A 22,804-nucleotide genomic window follows, 5' to 3' on the forward strand; every position below is an offset into this window, starting at 1 on the left:
AAGGTTCGCGCGATACCGTCAGCAACCATGGCCCGGCGATTGACCTCGACCCTCGGCACGGCGCGACATCGACGTGCCGAGCGCCACCGCTCTATACATACCAATCCAGCGTCTTCACGATCCCCGTTTCGAAGCTCTCCGCCGGCCGCCATTGCAATTCGCGGGCGAGCTTCCCCGCATCGATCGCATAGCGCCGGTCGTGACCGGCGCGATCGGTGACGAACCGGACGAGGCGAGCATGCGGTGCGTGTTCGGGCCGTCGCGCGTCGAGCAGCGTACAGATCAGCGCGACGATGTCGACGTTGCGCCATTCGTTGCAGCCGCCGACGGTGTACGTCTCGCCGACCGTCCCGCGCCGGATGACCGCGTCGATCGCACGGCAATGGTCGTCGACGTACAGCCAGTCGCGCACGTTCGCGCCGTCGCCGTACACGGGGATGTCGGTGCCTTCGAGGCAATGACGGATCACGGTCGGAATGAACTTCTCGCCGTGCTGGCGCGGCCCGTAATTGTTCGAGCAGTTCGTCGTGGTGACGGGCAATCCGTACGTATGGAAATAGGCGCGGACGAGATGGTCCGAGCTTGCCTTGGTGGCGGAGTACGGGGAGTTCGGCGCATACGGTGTCGTTTCGGAAAAAGGCGGGTCGTCGGGACCCAGCGAGCCGTACACCTCGTCGGTGCCGATATGGTGAAAGCGGCGGCGCGCGAGGGCGTCGGCCCTGCCCAGTTTTTGATCGTTCAGCCACAGCTGGCGGCACGCGTCGAGCAGCGTCCACGTGCCGAGCACGTTCGTGCGAACGAATTCGCCGGGGCCGTCGATCGAGCGGTCGACGTGGCTTTCGGCCGCGAAGTGGACGACGGTGTCGATCGCATGGTCGCGTAGCAGCGACTCGACGAGCGGTCGGTCGCAGATGTCGCCGAGGACGAAGCGATGACGATCGGCGCCCGGCAGGTCGTCGCCGAGATTGTCGAGGCTGCCCGCATAGGTCAGCAGATCCAGCGTGACGACGCTGACCTGCGGATCGCTTTCGAGCAGATGCCGGACAAAATTGGCGCCGATGAAACCGGCGCCGCCCGTCACGAGAACATGTTTCGGTCGATAGCTCATGAGGTTCGCTTCCAGGTGGCAAACACGTCGGTGAGACCCGCGATCCACGAAGGCGATTCGACCCCGAAGTGTTCTCGCAGGAGGCTGCAGTCGAGCGCGGAATTCGCCGGTCTCGGCGCAGGCAACGGATAGGCGTCGGTCCGGATCGGCCGGACCAGCGGCACACGGTCGATCAGGCCGGCGCGCCGCGCCTCGGTGAAGATCGTTTCGGCGAAGCCGTGCCATGTCGTCACGGGCGTGCCGCACAGGTGATAGGTGCCCCAGCGCAGCGCTTCACCGGCCCGGTATCGCGCCGCGATCGTCAGCAGCGCGTCGGCGATCGCACCGGCATGCGTCGGGCCGCCGTACTGATCGGCGACGACGCCGACGACCTCGCGCTCGCGCGCCAGCCGCAGCATGGTGCGCACGAAATTGCCGCCGTGCGCGCCGAACACCCATGCGACGCGCAGAATCAGGTGACGGTCGGGCAGTCGCTCGCGCACCGCTTCCTCGCCCGCGAGTTTGCTCCGGCCGTACACGCCGAGCGGCGCGACGGCGGCGGTTTCCGCGTACGGGCCGGGCATGCGGCCGTCGAACACGTAGTCGGTCGACAGATGAATCAACGGAATCCCGAGCGCGGCGCACGCGTCGGCCAGCACGGCCGGCCCGTCGCGGTTCGCCCGCCACGCGGCATCGGGCTCGGCCTCCGCGCGGTCGACGGCGGTCCATCCGGCGGCATTGATCACGAGCGCGGCCCGGTGTTCGTCGAACGCACGGCGCACCGCGCCTGCATCGGCGATGTCGAGCGCGGCGCGCGACAGCCCGACGAGCGGCTGCCCGCCCGCGCGCAACACCAGTTCGCGGCCGACCTGGCCGAGCGCGCCGGTCACGACGATCGTCATCGCGCACTCCCGTATGCGGGCAGCAGCGCCGGCGCGCCGGCTGCCAGTTCGGCGAGCGGAGGCTGCCGCCGATCCTTGTCCGACAACTGATACGGCGCGCCGGCGTCCAGCCAGTCGATGCCGATATCCGGATCGTCCCAACGCACGCCGGCGTCCGAATCGGGATCGTAGTACTGCGTGCACTTGTACGCGAAGTCGGCCTCGTCGGACAACACGCAAAAGCCGTGCGCGAAGCCGGGCGGAATCCACAGCATCCGGTGCGATACGTCGTCGAGCTGCGCCCCGAACCAGCAGCCGAAGCACGGCGAGCCGCGCCGGATGTCGACGGCGACGTCGTAGACCGCGCCGCGCGCCGCGTGCACCAATTTGCCTTGCGGATTCACGCGCTGGTAGTGCAGCCCGCGCAGCACGCCGCGCCGCGAGCGCGACTGGTTGTCCTGGACGAAGGTCGCGTCGACGCCGGCGTCGCGCAGCCAGCTTGCCCGGAAGCTTTCGACGAAAAAGCCGCGCGCATCGCCGAACACGCCGGGCTCGATCAGCAGCACGCCGGGCAACGGCGTTTCGATCACCCGTGTCATGCCGCGACCTCCTTGCTCAGCAGATCGAGCAGATAGCGGCCGTAACCGCTTTTCGCGAGTTTGTGGGCCAGCGTTTCGAGCTGCTCCGCATCGATCCAGCCGAGCCGGTACGCGATTTCCTCGGGACACGCGATTTGCAGGCCCTGCCGCGCCTGCATCACCTGGATGAAATTGGCCGCGTCGAGCAGCGATTCGTGCGTGCCGGTGTCGAGCCATGCGTAGCCGCGCCCGAGTATCTCGACGTTCAGCGCGCCGCGCGCGAGATACGCGAGATTCAGGTCGGTGATCTCCAGTTCGCCGCGCGCGGACGGGCGCACGGCCTTCGCCAGTTCGACGACGTCGTTGTCGTAGAAATAGAGGCCGGTGACCGCGTAATTCGACTTCGGCTCGCGCGGTTTCTCCTCGAGGTCGATCGCGCGGCCGTCCGCGTCGAACGACACGACGCCGTAGCGCTCCGGATCGCGCACGTAGTAGCCGAACACGGTCGCGCCGGCGGTCCGCGCGGCGGCCTGCTGCAGCAGCGACGACAGCGCGGGCCCGTGATAGATGTTGTCGCCGAGCACGAGCGTCGCCGCGTCGCGACCGATGAACGGCGCGCCGATCACGAACGCCTGCGCAAGACCGTCGGGGCTTGGCTGCGTCGCATACGAAAAGCTCATGCCCCACTGGCTGCCGTCGCCGAGCAGTTGCTGGAACGCGTCGAGATCGCGCGGCGTCGAGATGATCAGCACGTCGCGGATGCCGGACAGCATGATCGTGCTGAGCGGGTAATAGATCATCGGCTTGTCGTACACCGGCATCAATTGCTTCGATACCGAATGCGTGAGCGGGTGGAGCCGGGTGCCCGAGCCGCCCGCCAGAATCAGTCCTTTACGGCCAATCGCTGTTTGCATGAGGTCCCTCGCTGCAAGAGGAAAAGTGCGTGCGTGATACGCGGAATACACCGAATGCGTCGACGAACGTCGATACCCGTGCGCGCCTCGCTACGGCTGCTCGGCACCGCCAACGTGAATCGCACGGAATACGATCGCGAAGCCGAGCGCGTACAGCGCGGCGATCACCGCGAAGCCGACGGCCGTCGCGCGGTCCGGATCGTCGATCACGTGCAGGATCACCGATGCGATCGCGATGCCGACCAGCGAACCGATCTGCCGGCTCGCGTTCAGCGACGCGGCGGCGAGGTTCGTGTCCGCCGCATCGGCCGACTGCATCACGACGAGATTCATCGCCGGAATGGCCTGGCCGGCGCCGAAGTTGGCCAAGCCGATCGCGACGGCCAGCACCGGATACGGCATCGCCGCGACGCCGACGAGCGCCACGCTGCCGAGCGCGGCGAGCGCGAGCCCCGAGAGCAGCGTGCGGCGCGCGCCGAACCGGGCGCTGACTTTCGCGGACGCGAGATTGCCGATGCCGAACATCGCCATCAGCGGAAACAATTCGAACCCGGCCACGAGCGCGCTCGCGCCGCGGACGTTCTGCAAATAGAGGCTCAACAGAAAGATCTCGGCGAGAATGCCGAAGTTGATCGCGAGACCCAGCGTGCTGCCCGCGACGAAACGCCGATTCGCGAGCAGCGCCGGCGACAGGATGCGCGAGTGCGCGTAGCGCTCGCGTAACGCAAATGCCGCGGTGGCGGCCAACGTCGTGGCGACGCCGGCGAGGATCGACGGCGAGCGCCAGCCGGCGCCGGGCCCTTCGATCAGCGTGAAGCTCAGCGCGGCGAGCGCGAGCGCGCCGAACAGATGGCCGAGCGCATTCAACGGGCCGGGATGACGCGGCGCCCGCGCGATATGCCGGTACGTGAGCCACAGGCCGGCCGCACCGACCGGCAAATTCACCCAGAAGATGCCGCGCCAGCCGATCGCGTCGACCAGCACGCCGCCGACGCAGGGCCCGAGCGCCATCGCGGCCGACACCAGCGCGCCCCAGATGCCGATCATCCGCGTGCGCATCGGCCCTGGCGGGAACGCGAGCGTGAGCAGGCTCAGCGAACTCGGCATGAACAGCGCCGCGCCGACACCTTGTGCAAGGCGCGCTGCGACCAGTGCGCCGCTGGACTGCGCGGCCGCGCACAGCACCGACGCGCCGACGAACAGCGCGAGCCCCGCGACGTAGACGGCTTTCGATCCGTAGCGGTTCGCGAGCGCGCCGCCGAGCAGCAGCAGCGCGGCGAAGCTGAGCGTGTACGCATCGACGACCCACACCAGCGCGGTCAGCGACATCGACAGGCTGGTTTCCATCGCCTTCAGCGCGACGTTGACGATCGTCACGTCGAGCATGGCCATCACGAAACCGCACGCGAGCGCGACCATCACGAGCACGGGACGCGCGGCCGCGGCGGCGTACGCGCCGGCGACCGGCGTGGCGCGCCCGCCGTTCATGCGGCCCTCCCGCCGAGGTACAGGCGTCGCATCTCGTCGCTGTCGAGCAGCTCGGCCGCGGCGCCTTCGAGCGCGACGCGCCCCATCGTCAGCACGATGCCGCGATCCGCGATGCGCAGCGCCTCGATCGCATTCTGCTCGACCATCAGCACGCCGATATGCTCGGTGTCGCGCATCCGGACGATCGCGTCGAACACCTCGTCGACCATCTTCGGCGACAGGCCGGCCGACGGCTCGTCGAGCAGCAGCAACACCGGGCGCGGCATCAGTGCGCGTGCGAGCGACACGATTTGCCGCTCGCCGCCGGACAATGCGCCCGCCAGCGACCGGTAGCGACGCCGCAGCACCGGATACTGCTCGCACAGCTCGTCGATCCGCGCCTCGCGCGGAAACGCCGACATCGACTGGCCGCCGAGCATCAGGTTTTCGCGCACGGTCAGCGACGCGAACACGTTGTCGGTCTGCGGCACGAAGCCGATCCCGTACTCGCGGATCTTGCGATGAACCGGCACGCGCGCCACGTCCGTGCCCTGGATCGTCACGCTGCCGGCCCGCGGCAGCACGAAGCCTGCGATCGCCTTCAGCAGCGTCGATTTTCCGCAGCCGTTCGGGCCGAGGATCGTCACGATGTCGATGGCCCCGACCGTGAGCGACACGCCATGCAGGATGTCGACTTCGGGCGTGTAGCCGGCGACGAGTTCGCGCACGTCGATCATGACGCCTCCAGCGGACGAGGGGCGGCATGGGCGCGCCCGAGATACGCGTCGAGTACGCGACGGTTGCGCTCCAGCTCGGCCGGCCGGCAGTTCGCGATCGTCACGCCGCGGTCCAGCACGACGCAGCGGTCGCACAGCTCGCGGATGAAATGCATGTCGTGCTCGATGACGACCAGCGTGACGCCTTGCTTGCGAATCCGTCGCAGTTCGTCGATCAGCTCGCCGCGCAGGTTCGGGTGCACGCCGGCGGTCGGCTCGTCGAGCAGCAGCAGCTTGGGCGCGGTCATCATCGCGCACGCGATGCCCAGCAGCTTCTTCTGGCCGCCGGAAATCGACGCGGCGGACAGGTGCGCGACGCCGGACAGTTTCAGCTCGTCCAGCAGCGCGGCAGCGCGTGCACGCGTATCGGCATCGAGCGCGCGCGTCGCACGGCCGGGCCAGAGGGCGGCGGCGATGCCGTGGCGCGCGGACGAAGCCGCCATCGCGAGTTCGAGCACCGACATGCGTGCGGGCATCGACGGCAACTGGAACGTGCGGCGCACGCCCAGCCGCGCAATCTTGTGCGGCGACAGCGCGTCGATCCGCCGACCGTCGAAGCGGATCGCGCCCGCCGCGAGCGGCGCGAAGCCGGTGATCGCGTTGAGCGCGGTGCTCTTGCCGGAGCCGTTCGGGCCGAGCAGGCCGACGATTTCGCCGCCGTCGACCGACAGCGTGACCCCGGACAAGACGACGTTCTCGCCGTAGCGGATCGTCACGCCGTCGAGATCGAGCAGCGTGCTCATGGCCGCACCTCCAGGCGCTCGGGTACGAGCCCGTGCGGACGCCAGAGCACGCACGCGAGCAGCATCAGGCCGACCAGGCCCAGCCGCACCGCGCCGGTCAGGTCGCTGCCGACATCGAGCCAGTCCTTGAGAAACGGCGCCAGCGCGTAGACGGCCTGCACGATCAGCGTGCCGACCAGCACACCCAGGTGGCTGCCGAGGCCGCCGACCATCACGACGGTCCACAGCGCGAAGGTCTCGGACGCGATCATCGCGTCCGGCCCGACATAGCCGATGTACCACGCGGCGAGCGCCCCGGCGAGCGCGGCGGGCAGCGCGCCCGCGATGCATGCGCGCGTTTTCAGCGCGAGCGGATCGTAGCCGAAGCAGACCGCGAGCGCGGGTTCTTCGCGCATCACCTTCAGCGCCCGGCCGAAGCGGCTCGCGGTCAGGCGCCGGTACGTCGCGTAGGTGAGCGCGAGGCAGCCGGCCGTGACCGCGAGGAACGCGAGTTCGGCCCACGGCGCGCGCAGCCCGGGGAATAGCGGCGCGATGCCGCCGATGCCTTGCGCGCCACCGGTCAACCCGCTTTCGTTGAGCGCGATCGTGCGCAGGATCTCGGCGATCGCGAGCGTCGCGATCCCCCAGTAGTCGGCGGAGAGCTGCCGCCCGAGCCGCGCGACGACGATCGCCAGCGCACCCGCCGCGGCCAGCGCGAGCGCGAGCGCCGAAGGCAATGGCCAGCCGAGCCGAGACGCGATGCCGGCCGCGTACGCGCCGAGCCCGCTGAACGCAATGAAGCCGAAATTGACGAGTCCCGCATAGCCGGCCTGCAGGTTCAACCCGAGCGCCATCGTCGCGTACAGGCAGCCGACGGTCAGCAGATGGATGACGAAGCTAGACACGCCGTACCTCCCGATCGAAGATGCCGTAAGGCCGGAAGATCAGTGCGACGAGCAGGATCGCGAACGACACCGCGCCGACGTACTCGACCGGAAAGAATTGCATCGGCCGATCGACGAGCCCGCCGAAATCGACGTTCAGCGCGACGGTTTCGGCCACCGCGATCAGCAGCGCACCGGCCGCGGCGCCGAGCGGATTGCCGAGGCCGCCCAGGATCGCCGCGGAAAACACCGGGATCAGCAGTCCATAGCCGAGATTCACATGCACGCTCTCGGTGGCGCCGAGCATCGTGCCGCCGAGCGCCGCCAGCACGCCGCTCGCGAACGTGATCACGTTGGTCACGCGCGTCGCGTCGATGCCGGTCGCGAGCGCCAGCGCGCGATTCGACGCGAGCGCACGCATCGCCCGCCCGAGGCCGGTGCGGTACAGCAGCGCCGCGAATATCGCGAGCGCGCCGGCGCCGCATGCGATCGAGCCCAGTTGCGGCACGGACAGCGCGACGCCGGCGATCACCATCGGCGGATGCACGTCCTGCGCATACTGCTGCGGCCGCGAGCCGGCGACGCCGAGCACCAGCGCGACCGCGAGCATCGAGATCGCAAGCGAGCCGATCATCGCCACCGCGCTGCCGGAGCGCAGCAGTCTCGCGAACACGAACAGGTTCAGCAGCGTCGCGGCGGTGCCGACCAGCGCGCAGGACACGGCCGTCGCGAGCGCGAACGGCAGCCCCGCGCGTTCCAGCCAGAGCGTCGCGAATGCGCCGAGCATCGCGTACTGGACATGCGCGATGTTGGGAAAGCGGATCAGCGAATAGAGCGTCGACAGACCGACCGATACCAGCAGCAGATCGGCGGTGCGGATCAATACGTCGACAATGAATGACAGCATGGCGAGATCCTCTGGTTCATCCCGGCGGGCGCTTACTGCTGCGCGACGACCGATTGGCGGTAGACCACCTTCTCGTACGGCTGGACTTCCCGCTGGCCGTCGGCATCGAACGCGATCGCGCCGGTCACGCCGGTATACGACTTGCCCAATGCCGCGAGCGCCGTGCGAATCTTCGCCGGGTCGATGGATTGCGCGCGGCCGATCGCCGCGGCGGACAACAGCGTCGCGTCATACGCATAGCTGCCGAACGCCGAGCGCGGGGCCTCGTTGTACGCGGCCTGATAGGCGCTCGCATACGCTTTCGCGCCCGCGCCGAGCGCGGCGACTTCGAGGCCGATCTGGCCTTGCGCGATCTGCGCGGGCGTGTCGCTCGTGCACATCGTCAGGTAGATGCCGTACCACGGATGCTGGTTGAGCCGCATCTCGAATGCCTGCCGGTTCAGCGTCGCGGCTTCCTGGCCATAGGCGCTGTAGACATACGCGTCGGGCTGCGCACGCGATGCCTGCTCCAGTTCGCGGCGATAGGTCGATTGTCCTTCCGTGTAGAGCACCGTCGACACCACCGTGCCGCCGAGCGCCTCGAAACGCTTCCTGAATTCGCCGGCAATCCCCTGGCCGTAGCCGTTGTTCGGCGCGATCAGCGCGATGCGACGCAGCTTGCGGGCGTACACGTCCTGCGCGGCGAAGCGCGCGGACAGGTCGTCCAGCCCGATCACGCTGAACGAGCCCGCGCCGATCTTGCGCACCTGCTGGCTCGACGAGCCGATGTTGATGTGCACGTCGCCCTGGCGCACCAGGAACTGTCCGACCGGTATCGTGACCGACGACGAGAATTCGCCGAGCACGACCGGCACGTGTTCGACGGTCGCGAGCTTGCGCGCGGCGTCGAGCGCGGTATTGGCCGAGCCGCCCGAATCCTCGATGCGCACGGCGAGCTTCTGGCCCAGCACGCCGCCTTTCGCATTGATCTGCGCGACGGCCAGCTCGATGCCGCGGCGCTGGTCTTCGCCGATCGACGCACTCGCGCCGGTCAGCGGCAGCACCGCGCCCACGCTGACGTCGGCGTGCGCAGCGCCCGACGCAAGCGCCCCGAGCGCGATCCAGACACCGACACTCCACTGACTTGCCTTCATCTTCGTTCTCCCGTCGCATGGTCGGCCGCACGGTTGGCGGCATGGTTTGATATACAGAAGTGTCGACAGAATCACAGAACAAAAATCGTTTGCAAATAAATTTTCGAGCCGCTGTGAGGAATAGCGAAAGTCTTGTTTGAGATAGAAAATTTTCCCTGTTTTCATGCATTTATGCACGCGGATAAAGCGCGTGGATAGCCATGGTGCATGGGCGCGCCAATCCGGCGCAATCGAGAATATTTCTGAAAAAAGTGTATACAGAGGTGAATTGCAGTGCTTAAATCTGCCCAACTCGACACGACCTCGGAGGGCAGTCAGATGGTGGAGATCAAGCGATACGGCGTAAGTGAACGGATGAGCCAACTGGTGGTCGCGGGCGGGCTGGCCTTCGTCGCGGGGCAGGTGGCGGACGACACGTCGCTCGACGTGGCGGGGCAGACCCGGCAGATTCTCGACAAGATCGACCGGCTGCTCGAAGACGCGGGGCTCGACAAGCGCCGGATCGTGTCCGCGAGCATCTGGCTGGCCGACTATCGCAGCTTCGCCGAGATGAACAGCGTATGGGACGCGTGGGTGCCGCAGGGCGAGTCACCGGCACGCGCGTGCGTCGAATCGAAGCTCGCGTTTCCGCAGTACACGGTCGAGATCGCGGCGATCGCCGCGAGCTAGCGCAGGGAGAACCAGACGATGAAGACGATCGTGCTCGGCGGCGGCATCGTCGGCGTGACCACTGCGTATTTTCTCGCGAAGGCCGGCGACGAGGTGACGGTGATCGAACGTCGCGACGGCGTCGCGCTCGAAACGAGCTTCGCGAATGCGGGGTTGATCGCGCCCGGCCATTCGTATACCTGGGCATCGCCGCGCGCGCCGAAGATTCTGTTCAAGTCCCTGTTTGCCGACGGCCAGGCGCTGCGGCTCAAATGGACGCCCGACTGGCGGATGTGGGCCTGGTGCGCGCTGTTCCTGCAGAACTGCACGGCCGAGCGTTCGCGCCGCAACACGTCGATCAAGGTGAGGCTGTGTCGTTACGCGCAGCAGCGGCTTCAGCAGGCGACGAATGATGAACTGCTCGAGTACGACCGGACGAGCGGAGGATTGTTGTACCTGTATCGCGACCCTGCATCGTTCGAGCGCGGCGTCGCGAACATGCGGATTCTGACCGACAACGGCCTGCCGCTCGACATCCTCGATGCGCGGGCCACCGTCGAACGCGAGCCGGCGCTGCGCCACGCGGCGGCCGGGATCGCGGGCGCGATCCATTGCCCGAGCGACGAGAGCGGCGACGCGCATCTGTTCACGCGCGCGCTGGCCGAGCGCTGCCGCGCGCTCGGCGTCGAATTCCGCTTCGGCACGTCGATCGACGGCGTGCGCGCGAGCGCCGATGCGATCGACTACGTCGAGACGTCGCAGGGCCGCGTGACCGGCGATCGATACGTGCTCGCACTCGGCGCGTACTCGCCGTTCGTCGCGCGCTCGCTCGGCTACCGGCTGCCGATCTATCCGGTCAAGGGGTACTCGGTCACGCTGCCGATCGACGACACGCACGAGCCGCCCGCGCTCGGCGGCGTCGAGGAGAACCAGCTCGTCGCATGGGCGCGCTTCGGCGACCGGCTGCGGCTGACCGCGACCGCCGAGTTCAGCGGCTACGACACCACGCATTCGCCGGGCGATTTCGCGCACATGCTCGCGACCGCGCAGGCGCTGTTCCCGAACGGCGCCGACTACGCGAAGCCGTCGTACTGGGCCGGGCTGCGGCCGATGACGCCGGAGGGCACGCCGATCATCGGCGCATCCCGGCACCGCAACCTGTTTTTCAATACCGGCCACGGCCATATGGGCTGGACCATGTCGTGCGGCACCGCGAAGATCGTCGCGGATCTGATCCACGGCAAGCGGCCCGACATCGACATCACCGGGATGACCCTGCAATGAGCGAACTTCTTTCCACCTCCGAGGCGTCCGATCCGGGTGTCGGCGCCGGCCCGGCGCGCGATGCGTACGCGCGCTTCGATTTCTCGCTCGACGCCGGCATCGCGCGGCGCGCGGCGATCGGCCTCGTCGTGCTGGCGACCGATCATACGATCGAATACGAGTGGCGACGTCTGCTCGCGATCGATGGCGTCGCGTTCTACGAAAGCCGGATCGCGAATTCCGCCGAGATCACCGCCGAGACGCTCGCGCGGATGGACGGCGGGATCTGCGCCGCGGTCGAATTGATCCGGCCGGGCGAGCGCCTCGACGTCGTCGCGTTCGGCTGCACGTCGGCGTCGATGGTGCTCGGCGAGGAGCGCGTGTTCGAACGCATCCGCGAGGCGCGGCCCGGCGTCGCGTGCACCACGCCGATTACCGCGGCGCGCGTCGCGCTGACGGCGCTCGGCGCGCGCGGGGTCGCGCTGCTGACGCCGTACGAGCGCACGATCAACGATGCGATGGCCGCGTACCTGCGCGCGCGCGGCGTCGATATCGTGCGGGTCGGATCGTTCGAGCACCGCGACGACAACGAGGTCGCCCGCATCGAGCGCGCGTCGATCGAGCACGCGGTGCTGACGCTCGCCGCCGATCCGGCCGTCGATGCCGTATTCGTGTCGTGCACGAGCCTGCGCATCGTCGATGCGCTGGCCGATATCGAAGCGCGCGCGGGCAAACCCGTACTGTCGAGCAATCACGCGCTCGCCTGGCACGCGCTGCGGCTCGCGGGCATCGACGATCCCGTGCCGGGCTTCGGCAGCTTGCTGATGCGCTGACGCATGGCTCGTGCATGTAAAAAGAACGCGCGCGGGCAAATTGCCGATGGATAATGACGCGCGGTGACAACAGGTGGAACCAGGAGACGAGATGTCGACTTCCGTTATGGCTGGCCGGGAGACCGCGGCGCCGACGCGCACGGGCCTCACGGTCAACGAGATTTACGAGCAGTTGAAACAGATGGCCGTGCTGTACGAGATCCGGCCGGGCGAGCGGTTCAACGAGCTGGAGCTTGCCGAGCGCTTCAACGTGAGTCGCACGCCGATTCGCGAGGCGCTGAATCGGCTCGTTGCCGAAAACCTGCTGGTGTTCGTGCCGAACCGCGGTTTCTTCATTCGGGAACTGGAGGGGAAGGATGTGTTCGATCTGTTCGAATTGCGTCGCTCGATCGAAACGACCGCGGTGATGCTCGCATGCGAGCGCGGGTCGGACAACGACATCAAGGCGTTGCGTCGCTTCTGGAAGCAGGTGATGAAGAATGCGGCGCGGATGTCGTCGGCCGAGCTGGTCGTCAAGGACGAGCAGTTTCACCTGGAGCTGGCCGCGTTGTCGGGCAATGCCGAGATCGGCCGGGTGCTGCAAGGGATCAACGCGCGTATTCACTACGTGCGCTGGGTCGATGTCGATCAGCGACGCAACGAGGCGTTTACCGAGCATCTCGAGATTCTCGACGCGCTTGCCGAACGCGATGCGGAACGTTGCGCGACGCTGACCGACACGCATATCCGCTGGCGGATGGAAGAGATCACGCGCGTCGTCCAGGCGAGCGTCGTCAAGCTGTACGCAAGATAAAGCAAGACCGGCCGCGGCGCCTGCGACGATCGCGTACAGCACGCGAACGGGCAGGGCAGGCCGGTCGACGAGACAAGCAGTCGTGCAAAGGAGGACGGGCCGCCCGGATCGACCGGCGCGGCGCATCGCTACTTGATCGTCACGAGGTGCCGTCATGACACACGGTACGTTGGTCACGCTGTATAAACCCTCCGCGGCGCAGATCGAGCATTTGCTGACCTTGCCCGCGAAAAGCCCCGTCGTCGTCGCGGTCGACAATTCGCCCGTCGCCGATCGTGCGCTGTACGCACGGCTCGCCGCAGGCGGCGTCGACGTGATCGCGAATCACAATCGCGGCGGCATCGCCGGTGCGTTCAACGCCGGCGTCGAATTCCTGATCGGCCGCGGCTGCGACGTCTTCTTCATCTTCGATCAGGATTCGCACGTTCCGGACGACTATTTCGATCGCATGCTGGCCGGCTGCGCGCGGGTGGGCGACAGCCGCTTCCTGGTCGGCCCGCGGATCTTCAACCGCAATTTCCAGCGCGACCTGCCGTTGTTCACGGTGCGCCGCTGGTCCGCGCAGATCACGCCGATCCACGGCGGCGCGCACGGCCTGCTGTCGTGCTCGGTCATCATCTCGTCGGGCACCGCAATCTCGCTCGACGCGTATCGCGCGCTCGGCCGCTTCCGCGAGGACTTCTTCATCGACCACGTCGACGCGGAATACTGCATGCGCGCGCAGGCGCACGGCGTGCCGGTGCGCGTCAACGCCGACGTGTCGCTGCCCCATGAACTCGGCAGCCCGTCCGCGCAGCAGCACTGGCCGCGCGTCGAGATATTCGATCAGAGCGCGCTGCGCCACTACTATGCGGCGCGCAACTGTATCCTCGTCGCGCGCGACTACTGGCGGCGCTATCCGGCGATGCTGCTGATCAATCTCATCACGCTCAAGCACGTCGCGTTCGTGCTGCTGCATGCGCGCAACAAGCGCCTGAAGCTGAAGGCGATCTATTGCGGCGTGACGGACGGGTTGCGAGGGCGGTACGGGCGTGTATGACGCGTGATTTATCGCGGTATGGGCGCACGACAAACGCGCCATACAATTCGGATCACTGATTATAAGAGAGGGTTTCAGATGAGCTTGTCTACGCCGATTCACCGCCGCTATACGGGCGCGTTTTCCGTCGCGCCGACGATCTTCACGGAGTCGGGCGAGATCGATATGCCGGGCCAGAAGCGCTGTGTCGACTTCATCATCGACGCGGGAGCGGACGGCCTGTGCATCCTCGCGAACTACTCGGAGCAGTTTTCGTTGACCGACGACGAGCGCGAGCGGCTCATCGCGGCGATCCTCGAACACGTGGCGGGACGCGTGCCGGTGATCGTGACGACCACGCATTTCAATCCGACGATCTGCGCGGCGCGCAGCCGCGCCGCGCAGGCGGCCGGTGCGGCGATGGTGATGGTGATGCCGCCGTACCACGGCGCGACGATTCGTTGCGGCGAGGCCGCGATCGAACAGTTCTATGCGGAACTCTCCAACGCGATCGCGATTCCGATCATGTACCAGGATGCGCCGATGAGCGGCACGCAGGTATCGGCCGCGTTTCTGGCGCGCCTCGCGCACACGATTCCGAATCTGCGCTATTTCAAGATCGAGGTGCCGCAGTCGGCCGCGAAGCTGCGCGAACTGATCGCGCTTGGCGGCGACGCGATCGAAGGGCCGTTCGACGGCGAGGAGGCGATCACGCTGCTTGCCGATCTCGATGCGGGCGCGACCGGCAGCATCCTCGGCGGCGGCTATCCGGACGGGCTGCGGCCGATTCTCGCCGCGTATCTCGCCGGGCAGCGCGACGAGGCGGTCGCCCAGTACCAGCAATGGCTACCGTTGATCAATTACGAGAACCGTCAGGCCGGCCTGCTGGCGGCGAAGGCGCTGATGAAGGAGGGCGGCGTGATCGCATCGGACGCGCCGCGCCGTCCGCTAGCGCCGCTGCATCCGGCGACGCGCGCGGGCCTGATCGAAATTGCGCGACGGCTCGACGCGCTGGTGCTGCGCTGGGCACGCTGACGCGACCGCCTGGCAGCATGACGTTGCGAATTCCGCCGCCATCCGTGCGCCCGACGCGTACGGGCGGCTTCCGCACTCGATGACCCAACCAAGGAACCCGAAGAATGAGCATGCCGACGATACGCGCGGTCCGCGCGCTGACGGTGCGTGGTGGCGGTGCCGATTACCACGATCAGGATGCCGGTCACTGGATCGACGACCACATTGCGACGCCGATGTCGCGCTACCCCGAATACCGGCAGAGCCGCCAGTCGTTCGGCATCAACGTGCTCGGCACGCTCGTGATCGAAGTCGAGGCCAGCGATGGAACGGTCGGCTTTGCGGTGACGACCGGCGGCGAGATCGGCGCGTTCATCGTCGAGCGGCATCTCGCGCGTTTCATCGAAGGGCAGCGCGTGACCGACATCGAGAAGATGTGGGATCAGATGTTCCATGCAACGCTGTACTACGGGCGCAAGGGCGTCGTGCTCAATGCGATTTCCGGCGTCGATCTCGCGCTGTGGGACCTGCTCGCGAAGGTCAGGCGGGAGCCCGTGCACCAGTTGCTCGGCGGCAAGGTGCGCGACGAGCTGGAGTTCTACGCGACCGGTGCGCGACCCGATCTCGCGAAGGAGATGGGTTTCATCGGCGGCAAGCTGCCGTTGCATCACGGCCCGGCCGAGGGCGAGGTCGGCCTGCGTCGCAATCTCGATGCGCTCGCCGAGATGCGTTCGCGCGTCGGCGCCGATTTCTGGCTGATGCTCGACTGCTGGATGAGTCTCGACGTGCCGTATGCGACGCGGCTCGCGCACGAAGCGCATGCGCTCGGCCTGAAATGGATCGAGGAATGCCTGCCGCCCGACGACTATTGGGGCTATGCGAAGCTGCGCCGCGACGTGCCGCGCGGCATGCTCGTCACGACCGGCGAGCACGAGGCGACCCGCTGGGGCTTTCGCATGCTGCTGGAGATGGAGTGCTGCGACATCATTCAGCCGGACGTAGGCTGGTGCGGCGGGCTCACCGAGTTGCTGCGGATCTCGGCGCTCGCCGATGCGCGTGGCGTGCTGGTGATTCCGCACGGCTCGTCGGTCTACAGCTATCACTTCGTCGCGACGCGGCACAACAGCCCGTTCGCCGAATTCCTGATGATGGCGCCGCAGGCCGATCGTGTCGTGCCGATGTTCGATCCGCTGCTGCTCGACGAGCCGGTGCCGGTCGGCGGGCGGATGAAGGTGCCCGACACGCCCGGTTTCGGCGTGCGCCTGAATCCGGACGTGCGCATGCAGCGCCCGTATGAACACTGAGCGTACGGAGGGGCGCAATGACGAAATTGCTTGAAGACAGGATCGTCGTCGTGACGGGCGGATCGCGCGGGATCGGCCGCGCGATCGCGCTGGCGTGTGCGCGGCATGGCGCCGACGTCGTCGTCAACTACTGGGCGAACCCGCTGCTGCCCACGCAGGCCGATCACGAGATCGACGCGCTCGTCGACGCGATCCGCGCGACGGGGCGCGACGCGCTGGCCGTGCCGGGCGACGTCGCGCAGCCGGACACGGCCCGCGCACTCGTCGCGGCCGCGCTCGAACGATTCGGCCGGATCGACGTACTGGCGAGCAATGCCGGAATTTGCCCGTTCCACGGCTTCCTGGACTTGCCGCCCGAGCTGCTGCAACGGACGATGGAAGTGAACCTGCACGGTGCGTTCTACACGACCCAGGCCGTCGCCCGGCAAATGGCCGCGCAAGGGCACGGCGGCGCGATCGTCGCGACCAGCTCGATCAGCGCGCTGGTCGGCGGCGGCATGCAGACGCACTACACGCCGACCAAGGCCGGCGTCCATGCGCTGATGCAGTCGTGCGCGGTCGCGCTCGCGCCGCATCGGATTCGCTGCAATTCGGTGCTGCCGGGCACGATCCGCACCGAAATCAACGACGACGATCTCGCCGCGCCCGGCAAGACCGAGTACTTCGAGCGCCGGATTCCGCTCGGCCGCCTCGGCGAGCCGGACGACGTCGCCGACTGCGTCGTGTTTCTCGCGTCCGACATGGCGCGCTACGTGAACGGCGCCGCGCTGCTCGTCGACGGCGGCATGTACGTGAACCTGCAATGAAACCGCGAGGCATGACCATGGAAACGATCGCCTTCAGGATGCGCCTGCACCCCGGCAAGCGGGACGAATACCGGCGCCGGCACGATGCGATCTGGCCGGAACTCGCCGACGCGCTTCGTGCAGCGGGCATTTCGGACTACTGGATCTTTCTCGACGACGACACCCATCACCTGTTCGCCGTGCTCAAACGGCCGGCCGATCACCGGATCGCGCAACTCGCCGAAACGGACGTGATGCGTCGCTGGTGGGCGTACATGGCCGACCTGATGGCGACCGGGCCGGACGGACGTCCGGTCGAGAAATCGCTGGAGCCGATGTTCCATCTGGAATGACGCCGGCCCGTTCAACGGATCGGCAGCGCTCGGCGTGTGCCGAACCATTGCAGCGGATCATCGTGTCGCATGAACTCACGGAGCCCACATGCAGGTTGTCGATCCCCATGTCCATTTCTGGGACGCCGACGCGTTGAGCTACAGCTGGCTCGATCGCGCTCAGCCGGCGTTCTCGGGCGCGGTGGCGGACTTGCCGCGCCGCTACCTGCCCGCGGACCTGCGCGCGGACGCCGGCGCGGATATCGACGTGCTGAAGGTCGTGCATGTCGAGGCGATCCACGATGCGTGGACGACGCCGAGCGAAGTCGACTGGCTGCAGGCGCTGGCCGATGCGCCGGCGAGCGGCGGGATGCCGGACGGCATCGTCGCGGGCGTCGACCTGTTCGCGCCGGACGCACGCATCCGGCTCGCCGGCGCGGCGGCGCATCCGAACGTGCGCGGTATCCGGCAGGTGTTGAACCGGCATCCGGACCCCTGGTACAACTACGTCGACGTGGACTATCTGACCGAACCGCGCTGGCGAGAGAACTTCGGGATGCTGAGCGAGTTCGGTTTGTCGTTCGACCTGCAGTTGTACCCGGCCCAGGTCGGCGCCGCGCTCGCCGTCCTCGATGCGCATCCCGACACGTCCGTGATCGTCAATCACACGGGCATGTTCGTCGACCGGACCAGCGTGCACGGCTGGCGCGAGTGGCGCGACGGATTGCGCGGGCTCGCGCGGCGGGCGAACGTGACGATGAAGCTGTCCGGGCTCGCGATGTTCGACCATCGCTGGACGGTCGAAAGTTTCCGCCCGTACGTGCTGGAGGCGATCGACGCGTTCGGCGCGGCGCGCTGCATGTTCGCGTCGAACTTCCCGGTCGATCGGCTCCATGCCGGCTATCAGGCGCTCTGGCACGCTTATGCGGCGATCGTCGCGGGCGCCCGCGACGATGAGCGCGAGGCGCTGTTCGTCCACAATGCGCTGCGAACTTACCGACTGTGAGCCACGTGCCCGCCATCGGGTGGCGAGCGTTGTCACCGAAGCACGTGCCGGGCGGGCGCCCCGGCAGCATCAGCCGAACCCGCACGCTGCAGCGGCGCTGGCTGATGCTTCATCGGGGCTTGTTCGCCCTAATCGCGCAACGCGGTCGCGACGACGCTCGCCAACGGCGTCGTGGGCCGACCGATCAGTCGCGCGAGGACGCCGCCGTCGTCGAACAGCGCACCGCGCGACGCGGCCACGTCGGCATCCGCGAGGACGCTGGCAAACTCGGGCGGCAACCCGGCGCTCGTCAGCACGTCGGCATAAGCGTCCTCGGCGAGATCGTTGTAGACGACGGTCTTGCCGGACTGCCGCGAAACCTCCGCGGCTAGCTGCGTCAGCGTGTACGCATCGTCTGCCGCCAGTTCATAGGTTTTTCCTGCGTGGCCGTCCGTCGTCAATACCACGGCCGCGGCCGCCGCATAGTCCTTCCGCGCGGCGGCAGAGAAGCGCCCGTCCTTCGCGGCCCCGATGAACGCGCCATGCTCGAGCGCAGCGGGAAGGGCCATCAAATGGTTCTCGGTGTACCAGCCATTGCGCAGGATGACGGTGGGGAGGCCGGAGGCCGCGATGACTTCTTCCGTCTGCCGGTGCTCGATCGCGAGTCGGACGGGCGACGTGTCGGCGTGCAGCATGCTCGTATAGGCGAGCAACGAGACTTCAGCGCGCCGGGCCGCGTCGATCACCGCGCGGTGCAATGGCAGGCGGCCGGCGACTTCGGTCGACGAGATCAGCAGGAGTTTGTCGACACCGAGGAACGCGGTGGCGAGCGTTTCAGGCCGCTTGTAGTCGGCCTCGCGCACCACCACGCCGCGCGCTTCAAGGTCGCGCGCCTTCGCCGGATTCCTGACCGCCGCGATAATCCGGTTGGCCGGCACGGTTTCAAGCAATGCGTCGATCACAAGGCGCCCGAGCTGCCCGGATGCTCCCGTTATTGCATACATGTTCATGCTCTCCGTGTATCGATAGGTGAGGCTCCAAGTGTAGGGATGAAGGTTTCCATTGGAAACCACCTATCCATCGGTTACCATCATTTTCAAGTAACCAAATGGAAACCATTCCCGGTGCGACGATGGGTTTGAGAATGCGAAAGAAGGTGGAGCCGCTTCCCGGCTGCCCGATGTCGAAATGCATGGCGTTGATCGGCGGTCTGTGGACGCCCGAACTGATCTGGTGCCTGAGCAATGGCCCGCGTCGGTTTTCGGAGTTGCGGCGCGACAACCCGACCATCACCGCGAAGGTGCTGACCGGCAGGCTGCGTGATCTGGAGGAGCGGGGCGTGATCCGGCGCAGCGTGTTGCCGACGTCGCCGCCGTCCGTGGAATACGAGCTGACGTCGCTCGGCCAGGAACTGCTGCCGGCGATTACGTCGATCGTGGAGGTCGGGTCGCGCCTGCTGCTGCGTGACCGGCCGCGCTAGCGATTAGCGACCGCGCGGGCTATCGCGCCGCCGTCGAACGCCCGAGCTTCGGATTCAGCAACGGCTGGTGATGCATCGGACCTGTGATGAGTTCGCTCATCGCGTCGCGGATCCAGCGGTGGGCCGGCTCGTGATGAAAGCGCGGATGCCGAAACAGATCACCGGGTACGACACCCCGCCAGCGCAACGCTTTACGCGTCTTTCAGCCAGGGCATTTCCACGGGCGACACGACCAGTTGCCGGAACTCGCGCTTCAGATCGAAGATGAACCCGACCAGGATCATCGAGTCGGCGTAAGGAATCGGAAAGACCTGCGGATTTTCCGGGGTACGCAGCGGGCGCTCCTGCGTGTCCGCCGTCGCCGCGGCGTTTTCGCGAACGCTTTCCAGGTCGTCTGCCATGGCCGGGCCGCCGGCTTTCAGCACACGGCTACGCAGCTCGCTGAAAGGTTCGATGCGCGCGGCGTCTTCGTGGTATTCGGGCACTTCATAAACGAACCAGGACATTGTCGTCTCCCATGAGAAGGGGCGCTATTCTAACGCTACGCGCGAATCCACCGAAAATCGAGGCCGCCCACTTCTCAAAGCACATCCACGAGCCCTGCAAGGTCATCGAATCCGAGGCGGATTGCAGCAATGTCACACTTCGGATAACACCTGATGCGCCGCGCGAACCACCGCATCTACCGTGATGCCGAACTTGTCGTACACGTCCTTGATTTTCCCGGACTCGCCGAAGCTGTGCATGCCGACGAACCGGCCCTCCGGTCCGATGTACCGTTCCCATCCCAGTTCGACCGCCGCCTCGACCGCGACCCTCGCGGGAGAAACGCCCAGCACGGCCCGCCGGTAATCGCGCGGCTGCTCCTCGAAGAGCAGGCGGCACGGCATCGATACGACGGCCGTCGGCACGCCTTCCTGTTGCAGGATGTCGCGTGCCTGGACGGCGAGGTCGACCTCCGAGCCTGTCGCGATCAGCGTGAGTTGGCGCGGCCCGCCATCGGCCTCCCGCAAAATATAGGCGCCCCGCGCCGACTTGTTTTCGTTTCCAGGCTCGTTGCGCAGGAGCGGGACCGGCTGGCGTGACAATGCGAGGAGTGCAGCCCTGCGCGGCTGTTCAAGAATCAGTTCCCAGCACTCCGCCGTTTCGACTGGATCGGCCGGCCGATAGACGGCGAGTTGCGGAATGGCGCGAAGAGCGGCAAGGTGCTCGACGGGTTGATGAGTCGGCCCATCTTCTCCGAGACCGATGGAATCGTGCGTCATCACGAAGATGGATCGCACCCGCATCATCGCGCTTAACCGGATCGCCGGGCGACAGTAGTCCGAAAAGCAAAGGAAGGTGCCGCCGTACGGAATGAGGCCACCATGAAGGGCAATGCCGTTCATCGCGGCGGCCATGCCGTGTTCGCGGACGCCGTAGTGGAGGTATGAACCCTTGAACCGACCAGGCTCGATCGCGATTTGGTTCTTCGTCTTCGTATTGTTGGACTGCGTAAGATCCGCCGAGCCGCCCAGCAATTCCGGAATCGCGTCGAAGAGATGATCAAGCACTTCACCGCTGGCCTTTCGGGTGGCCATTGCACTGCCACTGGCAATAAATGCCTGCCGTGCCGCCGCGATCGCCGCCTTCCAGTCATCCGGAAGCTTTCCCGCATTGCGCCGGTCGAATTCGGTGCGCAGCGCCTGCGGCGCCCGGCGGACACGCTCGTCCCACGCGAGTCTCGTCTTGCGGCCGCGCGCGCCGATCTCCCGCCATGCTTTCAGCAGGTCATCCGGGATTTCAAACGGCGGCGAATGCCAATCGAGGGCCTGGCGTGCGCCCGCGATTTCATCCTCGCCCGGGGCATCGCTATGGGCTTTCTCGGTCCCGGCCTTGGTCGGAAAGCCGAACCCGATGATCGTCCTGCATGCGATCAACGTCGGTCGGTCATGCGTTGTCCGAGCGGTCTCGATAGCGCGCCGTATCGCATCCGTGTCGTGACCGTCGATTTCCTGGACTCGCCATCCAGCCGACTGAAAGCGCTCGATCTCGTTGTCCGAAACCGCGAGCTTGGTCGCGCCGTCGATGGAAATCGAATTGTTGTCCCAGAACGCAATCAATCTGCCCAACCGGAGGTGGCCGGCCAAGGAAATGGCCTCGTGGCTAATGCCTTCCATCAGGCAACCGTCGCCGAGAAATACGTACGTGTAGTGATCGACGAGATCATCGCCGAAGTGCGCATTCATGACGCGCTCGGCCAACGCCATGCCGACGGATTCCGCGATGCCTTGTCCGAGGGGGCCGGTCGTCAGTTCGATTCCGTCGGCGTGCGAGTACTCCGGATGGCCCGGCGTCTTGCTGCCGACTTGCCGGAACCGCTTGAGCTCGTCGAGGGTCATGTCGGCATAGCCCGTCAGATAGAGGAGGCTGTAGAGGAGCATCGACGCGTGTCCGTTGGACAGTACCAACCGGTCTCGATCGATCCAGTGGGGATCCGACGCGTCAAATTTCATGAACTCGTTGAACAGGACCGTCGCAACGTCAGCCAACCCCATTGGCGCACCAGGATGTCCGCTGTTCGCTTTCTGCACTGCATCCATGGCGAGGAAGCGAATACAGTTCGCCAGTGCGCGAAGATGGGGGTCTCGTGGGGGCGGCACCGCTTTTGCAGCCGTCCGGGAATGTGCAGTGGGATCGCTCATCGGTTCTCCTGTTTGAGCTCGGAAAGATGAGGCTACGGGGCAAGGTGCATGCCTTCTCGACGGCGGCGAGGTTACGCCGGAATGCGCTGATATTTGGCATGGCCTTGCTGTCCGCTCCGGGATTCGACCCTTTTAAATCGATAATACGCATTATGTCAAATGTATTCCTAACTGATTTTTAGCAAATGACCCGCGACAACGCCACCTGCTTTTTCAAGACAAGCCAATCCGGATTGGAAGTAAGCGTCAATCTGAGGCCGTCTTGACGATCAGAACTTGACCTCTGAGAGGCGCTGATTCGCGAGCACGAGATCAA

The 22,804-nt window shown here is 66.5% G+C and carries 24 protein-coding genes; 11 read left to right on the forward strand and 13 right to left on the reverse strand.

Annotated features, from left to right (window positions below; genetic code table 11):
- Positions 1–91: 91 nt before the first annotated feature.
- The 10 genes from rfbB to J8I33_RS12645 all read right to left on the reverse strand — a co-directional run bounded on the left by rfbB (position 92) and on the right by J8I33_RS12645 (position 9,349).
- A complete protein-coding gene (gene rfbB / locus J8I33_RS12600) occupies positions 92–1,108 on the reverse strand; it encodes a dTDP-glucose 4,6-dehydratase (RefSeq protein WP_209924382.1) in 1,017 nt (338 codons plus the stop codon).
- The gene (rfbD, locus tag J8I33_RS12605) at positions 1,105–1,989 is read right to left on the reverse strand and encodes a dTDP-4-dehydrorhamnose reductase (RefSeq protein WP_124679675.1); all 885 of its coding nucleotides are present in this window, start codon (positions 1,987–1,989) and stop codon (positions 1,105–1,107) included. Before rfbD ends, rfbB begins: the two co-directional genes overlap by 4 nt.
- A complete protein-coding gene (gene rfbC / locus J8I33_RS12610; protein ID WP_209936143.1) occupies positions 1,986–2,567 on the reverse strand; it encodes a dTDP-4-dehydrorhamnose 3,5-epimerase in 582 nt (193 codons plus the stop codon). The genes rfbD and rfbC overlap by 4 nt, the downstream gene beginning before the upstream one ends.
- Positions 2,564–3,460, reverse strand: coding sequence for a glucose-1-phosphate thymidylyltransferase RfbA (gene rfbA, locus J8I33_RS12615; protein WP_050016931.1), 897 nt, complete (start codon positions 3,458–3,460; stop codon positions 2,564–2,566). The genes rfbC and rfbA overlap by 4 nt, the downstream gene beginning before the upstream one ends.
- Before the next feature lie 90 nt (positions 3,461–3,550).
- Positions 3,551–4,948 (reverse strand): MFS transporter, encoded by a 1,398-nt coding sequence (locus J8I33_RS12620; protein WP_209924383.1) that lies wholly within the window; start codon positions 4,946–4,948, stop codon positions 3,551–3,553.
- The gene (locus J8I33_RS12625) at positions 4,945–5,664 is read right to left on the reverse strand and encodes an ABC transporter ATP-binding protein (protein WP_050016935.1); all 720 of its coding nucleotides are present in this window, start codon (positions 5,662–5,664) and stop codon (positions 4,945–4,947) included. The genes J8I33_RS12620 and J8I33_RS12625 overlap by 4 nt, the downstream gene beginning before the upstream one ends.
- Positions 5,661–6,446, reverse strand: coding sequence for an ABC transporter ATP-binding protein (locus J8I33_RS12630; RefSeq protein ID WP_209936150.1), 786 nt, complete (start codon positions 6,444–6,446; stop codon positions 5,661–5,663). Before J8I33_RS12630 ends, J8I33_RS12625 begins: the two co-directional genes overlap by 4 nt.
- Entirely contained in the window at positions 6,443–7,330 is an 888-nt protein-coding gene (locus tag J8I33_RS12635; protein WP_080334364.1) for a branched-chain amino acid ABC transporter permease, read from the reverse strand. The genes J8I33_RS12630 and J8I33_RS12635 overlap by 4 nt, the downstream gene beginning before the upstream one ends.
- The gene (locus J8I33_RS12640; protein WP_050016938.1) at positions 7,323–8,216 is read right to left on the reverse strand and encodes a branched-chain amino acid ABC transporter permease; all 894 of its coding nucleotides are present in this window, start codon (positions 8,214–8,216) and stop codon (positions 7,323–7,325) included. The genes J8I33_RS12635 and J8I33_RS12640 overlap by 8 nt, the downstream gene beginning before the upstream one ends.
- 32 nt (positions 8,217–8,248) lie before the next feature.
- Complete coding sequence (locus J8I33_RS12645) at positions 8,249–9,349, reverse strand: ABC transporter substrate-binding protein (RefSeq protein ID WP_089490393.1); 1,101 nt, start codon at positions 9,347–9,349, stop codon at positions 8,249–8,251.
- 318 nt (positions 9,350–9,667) lie between these two features.
- On the opposite strand from J8I33_RS12645, the gene J8I33_RS12650 reads away from it, so the two are divergent.
- The 10 genes from J8I33_RS12650 to J8I33_RS12695 all read left to right on the forward strand — a co-directional run bounded on the left by J8I33_RS12650 (position 9,668) and on the right by J8I33_RS12695 (position 18,345).
- Entirely contained in the window at positions 9,668–10,018 is a 351-nt protein-coding gene (locus J8I33_RS12650) for a RidA family protein (protein ID WP_176015987.1), read from the forward strand.
- An 18-nt stretch (positions 10,019–10,036) separates the two neighbouring features.
- On the forward strand, positions 10,037–11,281 hold the full coding sequence (locus J8I33_RS12655; protein ID WP_050016941.1) for a D-amino acid dehydrogenase: 1,245 nt from the start codon (positions 10,037–10,039) through the stop codon (positions 11,279–11,281).
- Positions 11,278–12,093: an aspartate/glutamate racemase family protein gene (locus tag J8I33_RS12660; RefSeq protein WP_050016943.1), complete on the forward strand. Its 816-nt coding sequence runs from the start codon at positions 11,278–11,280 to the stop codon at positions 12,091–12,093. Before J8I33_RS12655 ends, J8I33_RS12660 begins: the two co-directional genes overlap by 4 nt.
- A gap of 91 nt (positions 12,094–12,184) precedes the next feature.
- Positions 12,185–12,886: a GntR family transcriptional regulator gene (locus tag J8I33_RS12665; RefSeq protein WP_050016945.1), complete on the forward strand. Its 702-nt coding sequence runs from the start codon at positions 12,185–12,187 to the stop codon at positions 12,884–12,886.
- A gap of 154 nt (positions 12,887–13,040) precedes the next feature.
- Complete coding sequence (locus tag J8I33_RS12670) at positions 13,041–13,925, forward strand: glycosyltransferase family 2 protein (RefSeq protein ID WP_050016946.1); 885 nt, start codon at positions 13,041–13,043, stop codon at positions 13,923–13,925.
- Between the two features lie 78 nt (positions 13,926–14,003).
- The gene (locus J8I33_RS12675) at positions 14,004–14,939 is read left to right on the forward strand and encodes a dihydrodipicolinate synthase family protein (protein WP_209936157.1); all 936 of its coding nucleotides are present in this window, start codon (positions 14,004–14,006) and stop codon (positions 14,937–14,939) included.
- Positions 14,940–15,043: 104 nt separating this feature from the next.
- Complete coding sequence (gene rhmD, locus J8I33_RS12680) at positions 15,044–16,222, forward strand: L-rhamnonate dehydratase (protein ID WP_209936164.1); 1,179 nt, start codon at positions 15,044–15,046, stop codon at positions 16,220–16,222.
- Between the two features lie 17 nt (positions 16,223–16,239).
- The gene (locus J8I33_RS12685; RefSeq protein ID WP_209936170.1) at positions 16,240–17,028 is read left to right on the forward strand and encodes an SDR family NAD(P)-dependent oxidoreductase; all 789 of its coding nucleotides are present in this window, start codon (positions 16,240–16,242) and stop codon (positions 17,026–17,028) included.
- Between the two features lie 17 nt (positions 17,029–17,045).
- Positions 17,046–17,360: an L-rhamnose mutarotase gene (gene rhaM, locus J8I33_RS12690; protein WP_069620467.1), complete on the forward strand. Its 315-nt coding sequence runs from the start codon at positions 17,046–17,048 to the stop codon at positions 17,358–17,360.
- 88 nt (positions 17,361–17,448) lie between these two features.
- Complete coding sequence (locus J8I33_RS12695) at positions 17,449–18,345, forward strand: amidohydrolase family protein (RefSeq protein ID WP_124653412.1); 897 nt, start codon at positions 17,449–17,451, stop codon at positions 18,343–18,345.
- Positions 18,346–18,473: 128 nt separating this feature from the next.
- Here J8I33_RS12695 and J8I33_RS12700 read toward each other — a convergent pair whose 3' ends face one another.
- Positions 18,474–19,328: an SDR family oxidoreductase gene (locus J8I33_RS12700; protein ID WP_209924502.1), complete on the reverse strand. Its 855-nt coding sequence runs from the start codon at positions 19,326–19,328 to the stop codon at positions 18,474–18,476.
- Between the two features lie 104 nt (positions 19,329–19,432).
- Between J8I33_RS12700 and J8I33_RS12705 the strand changes: the two genes are divergently transcribed.
- Positions 19,433–19,804 carry a helix-turn-helix domain-containing protein gene (locus tag J8I33_RS12705; RefSeq protein ID WP_245171947.1) on the forward strand — a complete coding sequence of 124 codons (372 nt, stop codon included), beginning with the start codon at positions 19,433–19,435 and terminating at the stop codon, positions 19,802–19,804.
- Between the two features lie 191 nt (positions 19,805–19,995).
- Here the strand turns inward: J8I33_RS12705 and J8I33_RS12710 are convergent, their stop codons facing one another.
- The gene (locus J8I33_RS12710; protein WP_124555827.1) at positions 19,996–20,310 is read right to left on the reverse strand and encodes a helicase; all 315 of its coding nucleotides are present in this window, start codon (positions 20,308–20,310) and stop codon (positions 19,996–19,998) included.
- A gap of 132 nt (positions 20,311–20,442) precedes the next feature.
- Positions 20,443–22,488: a transketolase gene (gene tkt / locus J8I33_RS12715; protein ID WP_209936176.1), complete on the reverse strand. Its 2,046-nt coding sequence runs from the start codon at positions 22,486–22,488 to the stop codon at positions 20,443–20,445.
- Between the last annotated feature and the right edge of the window lie 316 nt (positions 22,489–22,804).

This window comes from Burkholderia sp. AcTa6-5, assembly GCF_017815075.1.
Classification (GTDB): domain Bacteria; phylum Pseudomonadota; class Gammaproteobacteria; order Burkholderiales; family Burkholderiaceae; genus Burkholderia; species Burkholderia sola.